This is a genomic window from Litchfieldella rifensis, from assembly GCF_042646605.1.
Lineage (GTDB): Bacteria > Pseudomonadota > Gammaproteobacteria > Pseudomonadales > Halomonadaceae > Litchfieldella > Litchfieldella rifensis.
In genome coordinates, this window is sequence record NZ_JBHRUG010000002.1 from 81,943 (window position 1) to 100,886 (window position 18,944).

The following is an 18,944-nucleotide window of genomic DNA, read 5'->3' on the forward strand; positions in this document are numbered from 1 at the left end:
GAACAAAAGCAAGCCGGCCAATATCACTTTCTGCGGTTGAGGAGAGGAAAGGAGGCCACCTTGATAGATTTGATACGTGCCGCCCGCGCCGCTCGGGCCGCCCGTCAACTCCTCCAGGCCGAGTCCGTGGATGCCTTCACGGCAGCCCTTAACAGAGCGCAGCAGCCCTCACCGTCCAGTTTCCGGGCGCAAGGAAGCGGCGCATGGATGCCTGCCTTTCAACAACCACTGGCCCCTCCTACTCCAGGCAGCGGCATGGGATTCGGCGTCTATTCGCCCGACTATCTCGAGACCATGCCGCTCTCGAACGTTGGTCTTGAGGATGATACGAATCTCGCCCCATACGCTTACTACACGCCGACAGACGGTAGCGAATCGGTGCCGGATGTCGAGCCGGTCGACAACGCCCAAGAGCCCGATGAGCTTTCTCCCGAAGAGAGGGAAGAGATAGCGGCTGAAGCCACCGAAGGCAAGAGTCTCGATCTGCTTGCCGAGGAGCATGGCCTGAGCAGGCAGGAGGTGCTTGATCTGCTCGAAGACGACGGCTGGGAGGTCGAGACCACTGAGCAACCAAGTGGCGTGGTGATCGAAGAGATTACCGATGAGGATGGTGGGACTACGACGACGGTAGTCGACGAAGAGGGCAATCGTACGACACTCGATCCAGGCCAGGAAACGACTCGCGAGGGCATCGAGGGTATCGTCGATGGTGTCGCCGACGGCCAGAGCATCGACGAGATTGCCGAGAGCCAGGGACTGACCCGAGACCAGGTGATCGCCCAGCTCGAAGCGGCTGGGTTCGAACTCGAATCGGACGTGACGGGGCAAGGGCCCAGTTATGTCAATACCATCGAGATCACCGATAAGGAGAGCGGGGAGAGCCTCGTCCACCAGGAGACGAAGCCCGATGGCACAACGACCTCCCGGAGGACCGACGCCGAGGGCAACGAGATAAGTCATACCGTGCACCCCGATGGCAGCACCACCAGGGTGGTCACCGAACCGGACGGCCGCGAGACCGAGACGCGGGAGGATGCCGATGGCAAGACGACCGAGACGGTCACGTACGAGCAGAATGGCGTGACGGTCGAGGAAGTCACCGACGACGATGGCGAGACCACCACCACGCTCATCGATGAAGACGGCAGTCGCACGGAGCTCGATCCAGGCCAGGAAACGACTCGCGAAGGCATCGACGAGATCGCCGAGGCGGTCGCCAACGGCAAGAGCATTGATGAGGTTGCCGAGGATCAGGGACTGACTCGCGAGCAAGTCATGGCTCAACTCAGGGCGGCGGGTTACGTGGTCGAGTCCGAGACCAACGAACTGGCCAATGGCGGCGAGCAATACACCACTAGGATCGTCGATGCGGAAGACAGCGAGAAGGTGATTGCCCGCTACTGCACGGGACGAGGTGTCGACGACTCATCGCTGTATATCGATGCTGAGGGCAACGAGACGCGCCGCACCGAGCATACCGATGGCAGTACCACGGAAACCGTGACCAAGGCGGATGGCCGCGAGATCAAGACCACGACGAACGCCGATGGTGAGACGACTCGGGAGGATACTGATAACGGCTATACGCTGATTACCCCGCCGGATGGTGACTTGACGCTGCGTAACAACGAAGACGGCGATGAGGTCAGGATCGCGCGGGGAACCGAGGAGCAATTCCTGGCGGAGGAACTACTCAAGCTTGCCCCCGACGATTCCAAAGAAGACGAGGTGCTGCAGGCCGTTATCGAAGAGATGCTGGTGGAGCGGGACGACGAAGGCAACATCAAGGAACTCGAGGACCTAGAGACAGATCTGGACGAGAAAAAACAGGCGGTGGAGGCTGCCATCAATGAGATCGTTGGCGAGGATGGCGATAAGGGCGACGTCATCAAGTCCGGCGAAGGGACGAGAGAAGGCGATCCACTGGGCAAGCCACCGAGTGCAGAGGCTTCCTCGGGCGGTGATTGGGTCGCGATGTTCTATCAGGGCGAATGGAAATGGGTGGACCCCGCCATTGCCGACGCGCTCGAAGCGCAAGAAACGGCTAGCCTGACGTTGAATCTGGCACGTGCGGAAGCCTGGCGTCGTCAGTCGCAGCTGTCGGTCTATGCGCTCGATGACAGCTTTGAGGAGGCCATGAACGGTGCCGGTGATCGGCTCGACAAGTTGCTGGCACCGTATGGATTGCGCTGGGTGCCGCCAGATCCCAAACAGCAAGGGCTGAACCTGGAAGACGCCGAGAAAAACCTGCGCAATGCCAATACCTGGATCGGCTTTCTTGAGACAGAGCAAGAATACCAGGCGCTTCAGGAGGAAGCCGAGGGCCTCAAGGAGGATGCCTTTGAGATCTATCGCAATGACGAGGAGTACGCGGACTACTTCAAGGAAGAGGGTTTCGAGGAGCCTACCGAATCGGTTAGCCCTAGAAACCCTTCGGGAGAAAAAGAGCATACAGGTGAATTACTGCACCAGTCCGTGGTGGAGAAGGATGGCCAACTCTATTTGCGCAATATCTATGCGGATCGCGAAGAGCCACTGGATATTCCACTAACCCAGAGCCCGGAAAGCGATCCTCGCGGACTGTCGGAAGAACAGCAACGTCTCAACCGTGACTGGCATGACTTGAAGCTTGGTGAGGAGCCTGCCCAGTTACAGAATGATGCGCTGGAAGCCTTTCGAGAGGCCAATCCCAAGTATTTCAATCCCGATGGTTACTCGGAAACACGTCATGGTGCCATGGGGAGTGAACATAAATGGGAATCGGGTGAATTGACGGATACGCGGGTCGTCGAACGCGATGGCCAGCTCTATGTCATCAATACCTACGGTGAAGGCTACGAGAGGACGACGAAGGAGTTCCAGCTCACCTATGGCCCCGATGAGGAAGCCCCTGAAGGGCGTACCCAGGCCGAGCGCGACGCCGACCAAGCCTGGCAGGAGTTCAAGAATGACCGTGACGGAAACGATGGTCTAGAGGAGCGAGTCCTCGACGAATATCGTCAACGCCATCCGGAGCACTTCGACCCACAAGGGTTCACATGGATCGAAAGAGAGGGTCAGGTACGTCATGGCTCCGGTTTCACCGAGGGAGAGAAGATCGAACACAGCTCGGGTGAGTTACTGAATCAGCAAGTCGTCGAACGCAACGGCCAGCTCTATCTGATCAATACCTACGAGAACCTGAATGAGCCACTGGAAGTCCAACTCACCTTCGATCCAGACACTGACCATCCAGGGCGTACCAAGCTACAACAGCAAATCAACAAGGACTGGGCAAGCTGGAAGGAGTATCGCTATAGCTCGGATGACGGCTTGGTGGAGGTGGCGCAGGACCGGCACGAAGCCGAAAGCGCCATGAACGAGTGGCTCGCCGAGCAGCGCGGTGAAGCGGCAGAGGCATTGGATAAGCCTATCTCGACACTGGAGCGACAGTATCAGGATGAGCTTGAGGAACACGGTGAAGGCACGGTCGTTCCCGGTGGCGAAGAGGCGAAACGCATCGAGATCGATGGCGAAATGCGCTGGGTGCATCCGGAGGTCGCGGCGGCACATCAGAAGTGGGTCGCCGCCCGCGAGGTCTTGCAGGAAGGCGAAGACATTATTGACCGAGCGAAGGGGCTGTACGGCGAACGGCATCCGGATCACGTCGATCTCAATGGTTTCACCGACACGGAACGACATGGGGAGGGACGTGGCGCCTATACGGAGTACATTCCGACGGGCGCCATGATGGAGGCGGACTCCGAGATCATCGTGGGCGACGATGGTCAGCTCTATATGCGCAATGTTTATGAAGACCTTGATGATCCGCTCGAATTTCGACTGACCTATGCTCCGGGCGAGGCCCCGGAGGGTCGCTCCGAGGAGCAACTGAGCATTGATCGAGAATGGGCCGAGTGGTGGCAGGCCCATGGTGATGGCGGAGAGGACCCTGTCTCCGGTGCGAAACGGATCTCCAAAGAGGCCAAGGGGACCTATGACGATCAGGTCGAGAGCTATGGCGATGGCACGACGCAGAAGCTGACCGAGACACTGCCTGACGGGGTGGATCCCGTGCTGGTGACGATCGATGACGAACAACGCAGCGTCCATCCCGATGTGGCGATGGCCCTGCGCTCCCTGGAAGTCGCCAGGCTACAACGTGAAAGCGATGCAACCGCCTCCGAGGAGATGGCATTGGCCGCCGAGGAATCTGACTACCGTGCCAGTCGTCCCTCGACCTGGAAGCTGCTCGATGACGGCGCCTCCGCGGAACATGAGTCGGGTGTCCAGGCCGAATGGCAAATGGAAGCGGCATACCTCGAAGCGAACGGCGCGCAAGGCAGCCTGACACAGGCGCGATCCCGACTGATGGACAGCCAGGCGGCACTGCTAACGACCGAGGAGGGATTGACCCGGGCAGGATTCCAGGCATCGGACGATGCCATGCAGGTGGCAAGGACTAATGGGCTGAGTCCGGAGGATCAGGAAGATGGTCTGCAGGCAGATGAACTGAGCGACGCACGTGCTGAATTGACAGATAAGCGGGAGACATTGCAAGAGTCGGCTCAATGGAACGACTCCCTACAGCAAAAGTATTCCCTCGATGAGCGTCTCGATCCCGAGAAGCGCGGGGAGATAGAGAACGAGTACCACGAACATAACCCCAAGGTCGCTGAAGAGGCGATCGCAGATCGCCTCGACGAGCTGCCGGAGTCGATCACGCTGAGCGACGAGGATGCGCGGCAGAATCTGGAAAAGGCACTGGGCAGCGATGATGAGGCACAGCAGGATGCTGTCATCGATCAACTTCGTGAGATCGGTGGCGACGACGCCGAGGTCAGGATTATTCCCATCCTGTATCGAGATGGTCAGCAAGGGGCACGCGATTCGGCCCTGTTCACCGTGGAGGATGACGACGGCAAGACATGGCTGGTGGACGAGAGCGGCAGCAAGTACCGCAATCTCGAGGACTATCGACATCACAACTACCTGTCCGACAGTGGCCACGTCTATATACCGGAGAACCTCAATCAACTGACCGATGCTGCCAATGGAAAACCGGTATATGAGTGGCAGCAGGCCCGGGAATTGAGTGAGTTCGAGCAATGGGTGGATCCCGTGATTGGTATCGGTACCGGTATTGCCACAGTTGCCGCTTTTATCCCTCTGCTGGCACCGATAGCAGCTCCCATCGCCTTCGCAGGAGGCGCTTATTTCGGGGCGCGCAGTGCTTCCAATCTTCATGAGATGCATGAGCATGGCAGACCGCTGGCCAGTACGGAAGGGGCGATGCAAGTTGGCATGCTGGCGACATCGGTGTTGCCGATGGGAGCCGGTGCCTTCCGTTACGTGGGCTTGACCCGAGCGAATATTTCTCGTGGCGTGGCGCTGCGAACGAGCATCGGTAACGTCAACACCAAAGGCCAAGCCTGGAGCGCGAATCCCATGTATCAGGAAGCCGCCAAGCTTGTGACCAAACGCGGCACAGCCTTCGATATGGCGCGCAGGCTCGACATTGCCTCTATGGTTACCGGGGCACCGCTACTTGGATATTCCGGTATCCATATAATGACGAGCTGGAATGAGATGTCGCGGCTGCAAAGAACTGATGCCGTGATGGGCTTCGCCAGTGGCCTCTTCGGTATGGGTATGGGTTACCGGGCATTGCGAGCCACAAGACCGGAGGAGGATGCTGGTACGGAAAATGCGCCAGTTAGACCAGACTTGCAGCCTTCTGGTGAGCATGTCGCGGACCGTGTCCTGGGCACCCCTCCCGAGGCTCTCGAGGACGTTTATATCCCACCGAAGGGAACGGAGCCGTTGCGAGGGGATGCGCCCGAAGTGGCTGATAAGTCTCATATCCTCGTGCGTGATCCGGAAAGTGGGGAAGCCATCATCATGCCATGGATCCGCGGGGCATCCGACGAACATGTATCGAGCCCATATATTGACGAGGTTGCGGCACACCTTGCAGAGCCTGCCATTGATACTCAGCGTCGCATCTCGGACCGAGCAGCGGCAGCACAACGTAGTCTCATTGAAGGCCAGGAAACGATTGCCGCAGGAAGGTCTAGTGGGAACGAAATGCCTCAGGATCATGCACGCCTTTACCATCTCGATGACATCGAGGCCCTGAATCAGGCATCGTTGGCGGGCGATCTACCGGCGGGGCATTATGTTCACTTTATCCGGACATCGGGGCAAGACATTGAAGGCTTCACCCTGAAGCGGGGAACCGTGCCGCTCAGTGGCCGTGTGGATGATGCGGGCACCATCCAGTGGCCAGTTGGGCGAGAAGTGAAGTCCAATCGAGACTTGTATGCCGTTGTCACGGCGCTCTCGGCAAAGCAAGTCAGGGAACGGTTCCGGCAGGGAGAGGAACTTCCCTTTGCAGAGTACGATGGTCGGGGCGGTTGGCATCATATGCCGGAAAGCGGCCAGGATACCGCATCAGTACCCCAATCGAGTGAAAAGAGCGTCTCGGCTGATTCCAGTGGGGCACAACGGGAGCCGACGGTACCCCCTTGGGAAAAGGCATCATATGTGGAGCTACCGGGTAAACTTGAATTTGTGGAAGGCAAAACGGGAGTAAGCCGTTTCCAAGACAGTTTGTTCTCTCTGGAAGTCCGTGATACCAATCGATTAAAGGAGCAGATACAGCAGGCTCAAGAACAAGGAGAGACCAGCGTTTTCCTAGTGTCACCAGAAGATAGGCAACGCATCATTGAGAACCTTCGAGGTGCCTGGCGACATATCCTCTTTTCACCGGATGCTCCCATGCCAGGAAACGTTGGAAAGAGTGATTACGCTTTCCTCCAAGTTTTGGTTTCGCATGTACAGAAACACAGAATTGTCATGCAGGAGCCCCACCCCAGCTGGGTGGAGGGAAGTTCCAAGGAAGCGTCTTATCGGCTCTATCACACCAATGAGGAGTTAAAGTCTGGCGAGCTCTCACAACAGGCCGTCGACCACTTCTTGGTGCGCCTGATCAGTGGTGCGCACTTCGTCACTGGCAGAGCCACAGGCGCCCGGGGAGACTTCTATAAAGCTCTCGCGTCTTCCGCAGCGGGGGAGTTCACACGCCCCGCCATGGGGCATTCGCACTATCGGCGTAGTGTTGCGCTACGTGATGGGTTGGCATATCCCAATACTGTCCAAGGTGATGAGGCGCCGCCAGCTTCGTCCTTGCTCAATGCCTTGTTGATCGGGCATACCGGTCGTCATGCCCGTCGTGCCGATACTTTCTTCCAGCTCGAGGGGTGGCCCGCGGTGGGGCTCTCAGGCCTGAAAGGTCGCCATGCGCAAGATTTTAGCGCCCATCGTCAGACCGGTTGGAATATTTCGACGTATGGAGCTTCTCCTTTTTCCGAAAAATCGGGGTTAGCCATTACCTTGCGGCCTGATCCAGTTCTGGAAGCAGCGGCTCAATCCAGTGAATACCAGTATCGTGGATTGGCATTGCTAAGCTCAAGTTCTGATCGGCGTAGTGCAGTTCGTAAGGATTGGGATGATGTCGGGGCTCAGAGATACCTGAATCGGCGTGCTTCGAACATCGACAGCTGGCCTGATTTGTTGCGCCGCTATGACATGGATGGGAGTTTCCATGCCGATGCGCATGCCCACCGGTTGGGTGATCTGTCCGCGAGAACCTTGGCTAGTTTCGTGGCAGACGCTCGGGGAGTGATCAGCACAGGGGTGCCGAAGGACGGGAAAGACTTGAAAGCATATGCCGTGGGGCTTGGCGCTAGTAACAGGTCTACGGCGGGATATCCTGCCGAAAGCTTCGGGCCGGGGTCGGAGAACTCCCTGACTGCAGAGCAAGGGAGAATTCGCCTCTCTGAGCACAAGAACCGCAAGGTGGCGAAAGAGGAACTAAACCTCCTCAGGAGCGATCCCGATCTGGCGGCGCGTATCGATCCACAATTACGAATACCTACCGGACTGATGGGTGTTCGCTGGCTCGGTAAGAAGTCGGCCAGTCAGCAAATTGAGTCGCTGCTATCAGAGTTTCCCTTCGTATTCAGCGGCGGTGTGCATGTCATGGCCGAGCGGGGTGTCGCTACCACCATGTTGGGACGTCGTCAGAGCCTGGCAACGCGTGCTGCAGGCTTCCACTTTGGCGAGCAGGCCCATGTCACCAATTTGGAGTGCATAATAAGAACAGCACAGGATCGTGGAATGTTTGTCACGATAGAAAGTGACTGGGGCCCTGTGCCGGTTGGTGAGGATGGCCGGCCTCAGATGGGGATAGTGGCCTATGATCGCCAATTCGAAGGTATTATGAATCTCGCCAGAGACTTCGACAGTGCCGATACCCCCATTGTATTGAGTGATCTGGGGTTGGATGTGTTCCTGAAGCCGAGTGTCGAACCCATCCGAGTCGAGCTTACCGATACACACGGAAGGCAATGGTCAGGACGAGTGCCGGAGCATATCGCGCGGATGGAGCAGCTGATTGAAGCAGCTCCCAATGTTCGCTTTACTGTGGGAGAGCACTCAGCACGTGCATTGATTGAGTCGCCTGAGTTGCGCCGGGGCCTCATCCGCTTTCTGCAGCGTCATCCTGATGCCATCCTTCATGAAAGCGGCTCGGCACCTGCAGAGAACGACAGCATGTACCGGCGTACCCTGACAAACCAATCTCCGTTTATTAATGAACTGGCACATGTCGATAGTCACCTGGCCTGGCGATTCTTGCGAGGCAATTATGAGGCGATGGTCGATCATGGGCATACCCTCATGGTGGAGAAAACTCGCGCAGCCATCACGCAAGAAATCGAGCACCATCACTCGATGGGGAATCTGCTTGGCGCAAAGCGCCTGGATAATAAATTGAGACATGCCGAGGCCTCTCTGGAGTTACTGAGCAAGCGTCGACAAGTGGCGCACGGTGAGGCGCTGACCGCATTCGATGATTGGCTGCATCTATCCAGAAGAGGGAATGCCAGTGAACAGCCGGGCTTGGTGACGGATGTTGCCTATCCAGAAACACCGCCACCACTCATGGTGAGTGCTAATAAGCAGCAGGCAGGCCTGGGTACATCGTGGGGTGCCAAACATAGAAAGTTCTCCACATATGCGGCGACATTGGTTGCAACGCTTGCAGCCCATGGCGTTGCCTATGGTGTTGGGCAGGCGGTAACAGGAGGAGCCGCGCAGGCGTTACAGACAGCGGGCTCCTCTGCAACTACCATGCGTGGGGCCCTCTCTCGGCATCAAGTTACGGTTCAGCGTTATGACAGGCTGCTGTGGGAACGCATGTCCGAAAAGGGTCTTCTCGATGATAAGAACTTTGCCTCGACACTGAACCGATTCCTTTCAGTGGCACGAGAAGTGGGGGTATCGGAACAGGATATTAAGCAGGTCGTCTGGCATGCCGGCCAGATGCAGGCGAATGTCGCGCACTTGCAACGTAGTCCTTTGTCGGAAGCGGCTCGCAATGACGCCATTATTGCGGAGGTGCGACGCTTCGAGAATGCGGGCACGGCGGCCCTGGGAATAGAGCCGCCGAGTTTGAATGTCTTTGATGCCCGTACTCGCCGCGGTCGTGGCTTCTCACTTGCGAACCTGCTGAGTAATGTGGTCAGCATGGGGGCTTTTCACTCAGGGCAGGGGAGCCTGCTGGCACCTGAGCGAGCTTCTACATTGATGAATCGGGAAAAGGGTATCAACCAGAATGCCTTACGTATCATCAGTGGCAAGCTCGGCTCCAATCTGGCGGATCGTAACACCGAATTGCGCACGCCTTTTCGATTGGCTGGAGCCTTTCTGCCTGCTGGGTATGGCAGTTATCTGGCGGCAGGTGATTTCGTCAATGCGGTGACAAGCGCCATGGCGGGCGATGTGGGAAGCGCGGCATGGGCAGCCGAGCGGTTGTTGTTCAACACGGCCATGGCGGGGACCGGTATGCATTGGCTGGCCGGCGAGTCGCGAGCAATATTGCGTTATTCGCGTCCAGCAGCCGGAGACAAGGAGAATCGCCAAAGAAGGCTCGCTTGGGCGTTCATGGCTTTTGGTGCCAATGCTCTCTTCATACAGTTGCTCAACAATGAGGAGCAGAAGATCAAGGCCAAGCCCCTAACGGATACGAGTCAATTACCTGGTTATGTACCGTCCAGCTTCACGGCTCCCGAACCGCCTCCATCACGGGTTGCAAATATTGCTGAATCACCACTTCCAGATGTGCCCTCTCAATCAACATCGAATGTTGTCGAGGCCCAACTGGCTGTCCTTAACAGGCAAGGCCTTGCCTTGCACGCCGCTCCTACCGGCACTTCCTCCGTGATCACGCACTTCCCGCATGGCACCTTCCTGACCGAAACAGGTTTGCGAGTCTCTGATGCTGAAGGCAATGAATGGGTTCCCGTTCGTGGCATGGACTCTGTTAACGAGCAACAAGGCTGGGTGATGGCTCACCATGTCGACGAACATGCCGAGGGAGCAATGGGAGAGAACGGGCGCATCAATCCCGAGCTGGAAGCCCAGGACTATGAGTCGGTCGATGTCCAGCCAGGGCAGACACTCGGAGGCATCGCAGTGCGCAACGGGCACGATGTCGAAAAAGTGGTGATGCTGAACCTGGACCACATCATCGATCCCAGCACCCTATTCCCTGGCGACCGGGTATATCTGCCAGAGAAAGAACCACGTTAGTGTGCCTTAGGCCCCCCTGTGCATAGTCCAATCTCGAAGTGCAGGGTATGACGATAGTCCGAACGGTCCTGATAAAGCGTCAGAATTCAAATTTTTCGCAAAACCTACGCTGCCTTTTTGAAAATTCTGTCATGGCCACTCTTAGTGGAGCATTATTCTTTTTTTACTTCTTGAATTTCACTTTATCGACTCTGTGACTACGTTAGTAAAGTTGAGTCTCATTAATCACCAGCGTTGAGGTACTTGAAGCGCGAGAAATGGATCTCGCCAGTACTCTGTTCTAGGCAAGGAGGCCGTCGTGGCAAAGCTGCAAGGTGTCTTACATTCCTATTCGAAAACTTCTAGCAGCAGTGGAATGGCGTTCGCCAAAGCCATCGCCAAGGCACAGAAAGCCCCCTCCCCTCAGCCCGTCACGCACCACTCTCCAACACAGTGGGGCCATGGAACGTCTCCCCTTTACCAAGCCCAGGTGGGAAACCCCCTCACTGGTGGCCAGGGATTCGGCGTCTACTCGCCCGAATATCTGGAAGGGATGCATAGCTCGGCTCTGAATCAAGGGGATGACCCAAGCCGCACGCCGGATAACTACTATTTCACTCCAGCAGTCGATACCGAAGAGCCGTATCCGGAGTTCGAACCAATCGACAATGTTTCCGAAGCCGATACTCCAGATGCCGATGAGTTGGCCGCAGACGTGTCCGGAGGCAAGAGCCTCGATCTGGTTGCCGAAGAGAATGAGCTGTCCGATAGGGACGAGGCAATCGCTGAGCTCGAAGCTGGAGGTTATGACGTCTCGGTGACGGAAGAGGATGGGGTACGCATCACTGAAATCACTCGTCCGGAAACCGATGAAACGATCACGGAAACTGTGCGGCCCAGTGATGACGAAGGAGAGGTCGTCACTATCGAGACGACTGGGGGTGAGAATGATCATCCTACAGTCGTCATCGATGAGGAGGGGCATCGCACGGAGTTGGATACCAGTCAGGAAACGACTCGGGAGAGTGTCGATGAGATTGCGGAGAGCTTTTCTGAAGGTAAGGAGCTCGGGGCGATAGCCGATGAACTAGGGATTACCGAGGAACAGTTGACAGCCCAGTTGTTGGCAGCAGGGTTCAAAGTCGCTGACTGGGAGCAGTATGACCAAGAGGGTAATTACGATGGTCGGTATCGGGAGATATACTCGTATGGAGATGATAAGGAAATAATCGCTTTCTATGATGATCGGAAGAGTACGGTATCTCACTATGATCCTCGTGGGCATGAGAATGGCGGCAATGGCCATCATTCCTACTTTATTGATTCACAAGGTAGGGTGGTGAAGAGATACTCAACCCGTCCGGAGGGGCCGCTGGTAGATGGCGGGCTAGATATTGAAATCATTGTTGATGAGGAGGGGGTGACGACAAGGACGATCACGGATAACGGAGAAACGACACGGGAGGTATCACGGAATGATCGTACCGTGATTACCGATGATGATGGGAATATTACGCTGCGTGATGATGAGAGCGGGGATGAGGTAGCAATAGAAGATGGAGAGGTCAGTGGAGATGTCAATGATGATATAGATGAAGCCATGCTTGAGGCAATACAGGAAACTGATTTGGATGGAGAAGATGGGGAGATTTTTCAAGTCTTCATAGATGCGTGGCTTAATAGGGACTCCTGGTTGTTTGGAGGTGATGAAGATAGTCGAGCTGATGAGCTAAGGGAAGATTATAACGCCCGTGAAAGAGAGATGGAGGATGCCGTTGAGGAGTATGGCGAGAACTCGGATGAAGCACAAGAAGCGCTCCGTGCGCGTGATATCGCCTATGCTGCATGGCAGGAGGCTGCCTATGCTTCCCTAGTGCGCAGGGCTACCTTGGAGTTTTACGCAGTTGACCCTGATTCCGAAGAGGCCATGCGTAGCAGTATGGCCAGGATCAACGAAATATTGAATCGCCATGGGATGGAGTGGAGCCAACCGGATTCACAACTTAGCCCAGAGGAGGCCAGTGAGCGACTTGAGGAGGCAGAGAGGGGACTCGAGCTTGCCCGTGAAGCGAAAGAGGAACTTCAGGAGGCTGAGCGTCTGCTTGACGAGGCCAACTCTGCACTAGAGGAGGGTCGTAGAGGTCTCTCCCCCGGAGAAATCGCTGGTGATAATAGTGCTGAACTTGCACAGGTCGCTGTGATGTTTTCCAATTTTGAGGTGCATCGTGCTAAAGGGGATGATCGCCTGTCTGACTTTGATATTTTACACCTAGAGAGGCTTTTAGAGGAGGTTGAGAACAACCCAAGTGCATATGAAGGAATCGATGCCAAGGAAGTGGATAAGTATTTGGATCAGGCTAAAAGAAGAAAGAAAAATACTGAAGAACAATTGGCAAGAGCCGAGTCTCAGCATGATGTTGACATCGCCAGATTGGAGGCTGCAGAAATACGCGAGCAGATTGCGGATGAATATATAGAAGAATATGTCGATGAGAATGGCACTGTCTATAGATACGATGGAATATTTGGCCAGCACTCGGGAGAGTATAAAGGATATTCGTTCAACGATGCGCGAAGTTCAGCGGATGGTGGTGTTTGGATCGATATTCACTATGAAAATACGACCAAGACGGTGAATGTTGCACCCGCTGACGATGCACTGGACGCCTGGTGGGAGAACAACCGCAATGCCGATCTTATTCGGCAGTGGCATGAGGCGATAGGCCGCTTGGGTGCGACTAGCAGGGCTGCGGGCCGTGTCGGCGTGGAACATAGTGCAACTCGGATAAACACACTGCGAAGCAATCTCAGCGAATTGGAAGGAGATCTGGAAGAGCAGGAAAGAGCGGTTGGGCCACCCAGCGTCGAGTCGCCGGAAGGTGCACCACCCGAGCACGAACTTGTCGAAATCGGTGGCAAGATTCAGGTTCCTAGACCAGTTGCCGAACGCTATGCGCAGATCGGAGTGGAGGCACTGGAAAAATTCGATCTCCCGGCCAGGGTGTTGGTCGATGATAATAACAACCCATTTAGCCATCCCGAGTGGCGATGGGTTGAGCGCTCAGAACTTGCAGGTGTCTATCTCGAACTACAGGAGACTAAGGATCGTCTCACCGTCGCTGAGCAGTCTGCTCAGAGGGATGCCCAGCAAGCTGTGTGGCGCGCAAGGCTACCGGGGGAATCGGAGGAGGAGTATAGCCAGCGTGCGATGTATGACTCGCTAGGCGGAGACTACCAGCAGCGTACCCTGGATGATTTCTATCAATCCCGCTTCGAAGAGTTTTTCGCCGATCCCACTTTCAACGCCGAATATGAACGGCGAGGAGAAGGAGAGCTGGGAGGCTGGACGAGGCAAGCCCTGGGGGTGTCAGGAGGACGGATCGGGAATCTCGACAAGGTGCTGGAACAGATCCGCGATCATGGAGGCAACAATCCCGAGGTCAAGGCCGTACCGCTCTCCTATGTAGGCCTAGATGGGAATGAGGCGACGATCGCCCTAGTGGCGGTCAAGAGTGATGATGGCGACGTGCACTATGTCGATGCCACCGGCAGGGACTTCAGAGATCTAGAGGACTTCAGCAAGCACAACCGGCAGTTCAACGCAAATGGCAGGTTGGTGGCGCCAACCAACCTCGAGATGACACCGGGCCGGGATGAAAACATCCCACTCGAGGTGGTGGATGTGCGGGCCCCTGATATGACGCTCGACAACGCGGTCAACTACACGACCATGGCGGCAACGGGGGCCTCCTTTATTCCCGGCGCCGCGCCGGTTGCGTTACCACTGGCGGTGGCTGGAGGAATCTATATCGGTGCCCGTTCTGCTTACAACCAATGGCACCATGTTGGGCACGGCGGCGACTGGTACGATACGGAATCGCTGTTGAACTACGGATCGATCGCTTCCGCTGCCTTGCCCATGGCAGCGAGTTCCTTCCGTTTCGCCGGTATGGCCGGTCACGGCGTGGACATGACCGTGGCGGCGCGTACCAGTATCGGTGCAGTCAATTTCTACAGCCGTAACCCTGTGTACTGGAACGCCGCAGAGAGTTTTAAAAAGGGCGGCAGATGGTTTGAGAGCGCACATGGGCTTGATGTTGCCTCTCTGACCATCGATGTCCCCCAGATTTTCTACTCTGCCGCCTATTTGAACCGTAATCACCATCAAATGTCGGATCGCGAGTTTACGGAGGCGACAACGAACCTTGCCATTGGGGTTTTCGGTGCCGGCATGAGTATTAGAGGTTTGCAGTCATCCTGGCCTGGCGAGGGGGGAACCGAGGGAACCACTCAAGTGGCTGACGGCTCTTACGCTTCTCGACACGACGGGCTGAACGACACCCCTATCGCGCCCCCTATGTCTCAAGGTTTTCTAAAGCGTGCGGTCCGCCAGCTTCTTCCTGGCGAAGGGTGGCGCGATGACAGAGGTGCCATTGAATTTCCGTTCGGGCCAAAGAAGAATGAACCGAAAGGTTCTGAAATAGAATCACGCGGCGAGCCACAGTTCCGCAACAAGCTGACTGAATATGTGCGGTTGACAGGTGGCATTCCCTTTGCCGAATTCATGGAATATTCCCTTTATGGATTTGATGGTGAAGGCGGTTATTACAATTCTGGGGTTGTTAAAATCGGTGATGTTGCTGAAAACGATTTCATTACTGCGCCGGAAAGAAGTAAATATTTTGGACGTACTATTGCCCGATCGCTAGTCGATATGTATGAAGCGATGGGGCGACCACTGCGCTTTGATGTCGTCGAGATGGGGGCGGGTAATGGAACGATGGCCCATGATATCCTCGAGAAATTGCAGACCGACCATCCTGATCTTTACGAATCCCTCCATTATATAATCGTGGAACGCAGTCAGGCGCTAATTAAGCGGCAGCAAGAGGCGTTAACAGAGCAACAAGGGGTCCGTTGGCTCCACGCGAGCGCAGATGCTCTACCGCTGCGGAATATACGAGGTGTATTTCTATCCAATGAACTTCCCGACGCTTTTCCAGTACATCGTGTCCTCGCTCGGGCGGGAAAATTCAAAGAGATATATGTTACGGTCGACGAGCGGGGCCACTTCGTTGAAGAGGTAAGAAATCCGAGCTCTGCTCTCGCTGCGGCTCTTCCTGAGTTGGGCGGACTATTTCCTCCTTCGTCATTGCGCTATGACGAACAACTAACGGTCAATGCAAGGTCCATCAACTGGATGCGAAGGCTTGGTGACGCGTTAGAGGAAGGTTACGTCCTGACCATAGATTACGGGCAGCCTGCAGCTACCAAGCAAAAGCCTTATGTGTACTACAGGAATACGGGGCCGATCGAAACAGCCTATGAATTCCCCGGCGAAATCGATATTACCTCGCACGTTGATAACCTTCTCCTTTCGCAAATTGGTTCGCAGGTTGGTTTGGAGCCCGCAACTTCTTTAGGTGCGGGAGTGCTCGACTCACAACATGCTTTCCTAGAGCAACACGGACTCAGAGAAGAATTGTCGACGGAATCCGATGATCGGCTGCGTGCCGATGGTCAGCGTTTGCTGGGTGATGACTATGCTGGCTTCTTTGCTCTGGTTCAAGAAAAGCGCAACACTGCGCAAGACAACAGCCATCAACAGAGACAGGATCCCCCCCAATCGCTCTCAGCCAGCTACCACCCTGAAGGCTCTTCTTTTTCCGAACGACCCTCACCCATTCCAGAGGCCTTCCGCAGACCGGAGCGGCAGCCATCGCTTCCCGATCTCACCATTGACTCACCTTTGAGTCTAACCGGTACGGCACATTTCGGTAATTCAGACGTCATTCCGCATGGATTTCGCCTCGAAACGACGCCACCGGAAGGCTTCGCATGCCTGTATCGGCTCGACGACCTAGAGACTCTGAATCGGGTCTCGAGCAATGGTGCGCTACCACCAGGGCATTATGTTCATGTCATACGTTCTGTTGATCCCGCACGGGATGGCACTACCTTTACCCTGAATCGCGGCACGGTGCCACGCAGTGGGCGTGTGGATGCAGATGGACACCTCCGCTGGCCTTCCAGCGGGAGAGGAGAACGGGTCTCGTTGTCGGTGGCGCAGGCAGAGAGTGATCGTCAAATCGTCCATTTTCGTGACCAGAACGGCAACGAGTTAGCACGTGACGTCAATGCTAACGGTGATGTTTATGTCATCGTCACAGACCTGAATCAGACTAATCTGAGACACCGGCTGCGGGGAGATGAAGGCCTTCCCTATGCCGAGCACAGCGGTAATGGGTTGTGGGCCACATCACCTTTGACGACAAGCCAAAAATCACAACCGGAAAATCAACCGGCAACAGCAAACGACGCCTCGCCATCCGCGCCACAACCGACGCAAGAACCTCACAAGCCTGCGGCTCCCTCAGCGACAGAGGATACGACTCCAAGTATTGAACAGCTTTCCAGTCTATCGGGGACTCAACTGAACAGTATTTCTCCCTCAGAACTGGCTCAGGCCGCAACCCAGCAGTTCAGGCAACTACGATCTGATCAGCTGGCAGCATTTACGGAGTTGCAGTGGAATGCTCTCCGGAAACCCCAGCTCGATCAGATCGACACTTCATTGCTCCAGCAGCACGCGACACGGAAGGCTCTGAAAGAAGCAGACCGAAAAGGCACGATTACTAAACTCTCGGTGGGGGCTGAAGGCCCTATCTTCCAACTCCACGGCGTGGATCGCAGGGGGTTCGACGAACTGCGGCGGCAGTCGTCTTGGGACTTACTTTTCTTTAGGACAAAGAGAACAACTGAAATTACTGAGAATCCAGATGGGGCAGCATCTACGGCGAAATTCCGAATCGATAGTGGTCGGTTTCGAGATCTAGGCTTTTTGGATCCGCAGGCCGAGTCACTCCTCCCTAAGCAGTCGAAAATAATAGAAATACAAGTTCACAGGAAGTCTCACCCTGCACCCGATGTATCTCGAAACTCCAAGGAGATGACGAAAACGGCACTCGCGATTGCGATTGCAAGTGCTAGCGGTAGCGCTCTCATGCTACCGGAGTTAATTCCGATAATCCCGCAAGCGATATCCCAGGTAGCAAATACCATGGCCTATGGCTTGCGGGGTGCCAGTTTCATCATAAGATCGAGATTTCCAGCGCAGACTGCGCCAGATACTAACCTTGGTCGAAACCTACGGCTGTTGGAAATTGCTACCACTGTTGTGCATTTTACTGGTACCGGTCAAAAAATATTGGAGGGTCAGAGTCCCGTAGCTAACGTAATGATTGAGATGGCATACGCTTTGTATTCTTCAATCACTTTCTTGGAAGCTGTGACCGGAAAGACTTTTACGGGAAAGAAGATACAAGATATATGGCGTGGGCTGACAGGGCGAGAATATAAAATGAAGCCAGATGATTTAGGGCTTCAGCTTTATTTTTGGGGTAGTGCTACCCCCTTGGTCGTAGACGGACTTGTCCTTTCAGGAACTGGAGGATGGCTGGCTGGGGCTGCGGCGACTTCTGGATTAGTTGGCGGAGTACTGTTTTCACTCGGGTCGCTGGTGCTGTACAGAAATACATATATGGCAAGTCTTGTTGCCCGCCACATTAGTAAGATAATGCCAGATAAGTTTGTGTTCTTGAATTCTGGTTCTGGTGTCAAAGAAATGACGAGGTCTGACTTTGTTAATGTAGTTGAGCCGCCATGGTGGCGCTTTCCCTCGACGGCAGATCGTGACTTCGCGTTATTCATTGGCGGTGGTCTGTTGAGCTTTTCCTTGTGGTCCGCAATGTCCTTGATCAGCGACTTCAGAGATCAGTCCAATTCCGGATCGGATGAGACGGAGGACGAGGAGTCGGAACCTGACAGTATCCAATCTCCACTGCCGTCGGTAAGGCCGAGCCCTTCGCCGACAGCAACGAACGTACCCGAGGCTTCTCCGTCTCCGACACCGGAGTCAACTCCGTCGCCTTCGTTGCTTCCCGATCAGCCAGAATCTCGCTCGGGAGGGCTTGAGCCGCAGCGTGCTGCATTGGCCCCAGACGGCCTCAACCTACACGTCAATTCATCGAACGAGGGTGTGGTGGTCCAGGATAGGCGCACCGACCCTGCTCTCGAATCCCAAGGGTACCTGTGGGTTGAAGTGCTCCCTGGCCAGTCACTGGGCAGTATCGCAGTGGCGCATGGATATGATGTTGTGGATGTGGCGATGCTGAACATGGGCCATATTGGCGACCTGACCTCCCTCAAAGCCGGCGATCGGGTCTATCTGCCAGACACCGCTCAAACATCACCGTTACACGATGAACGAGTGACGGCATGAACGGATGGGAGATTCATGGCTCGTAGCAACCGCCAATAATCAGCACGTG

General features: G+C 55.5%; 2 protein-coding genes. Both read left to right on the plus strand.

Annotated elements, in window-relative coordinates:
• Positions 1-126 precede the first annotated feature (126 nt).
• Positions 127-10,635 (plus strand): LysM peptidoglycan-binding domain-containing protein, encoded by a 10,509-nt coding sequence (locus ACFOEV_RS01000; RefSeq protein WP_386770695.1) that lies wholly within the window; start codon positions 127-129, stop codon positions 10,633-10,635.
• Between the two features lie 298 nt (positions 10,636-10,933).
• Entirely contained in the window at positions 10,934-18,895 is a 7,962-nt protein-coding gene (locus ACFOEV_RS01005) for an SAM-dependent methyltransferase (RefSeq protein WP_386770697.1), read from the plus strand.
• The last annotated feature ends 49 nt before the right edge of the window (positions 18,896-18,944 follow it).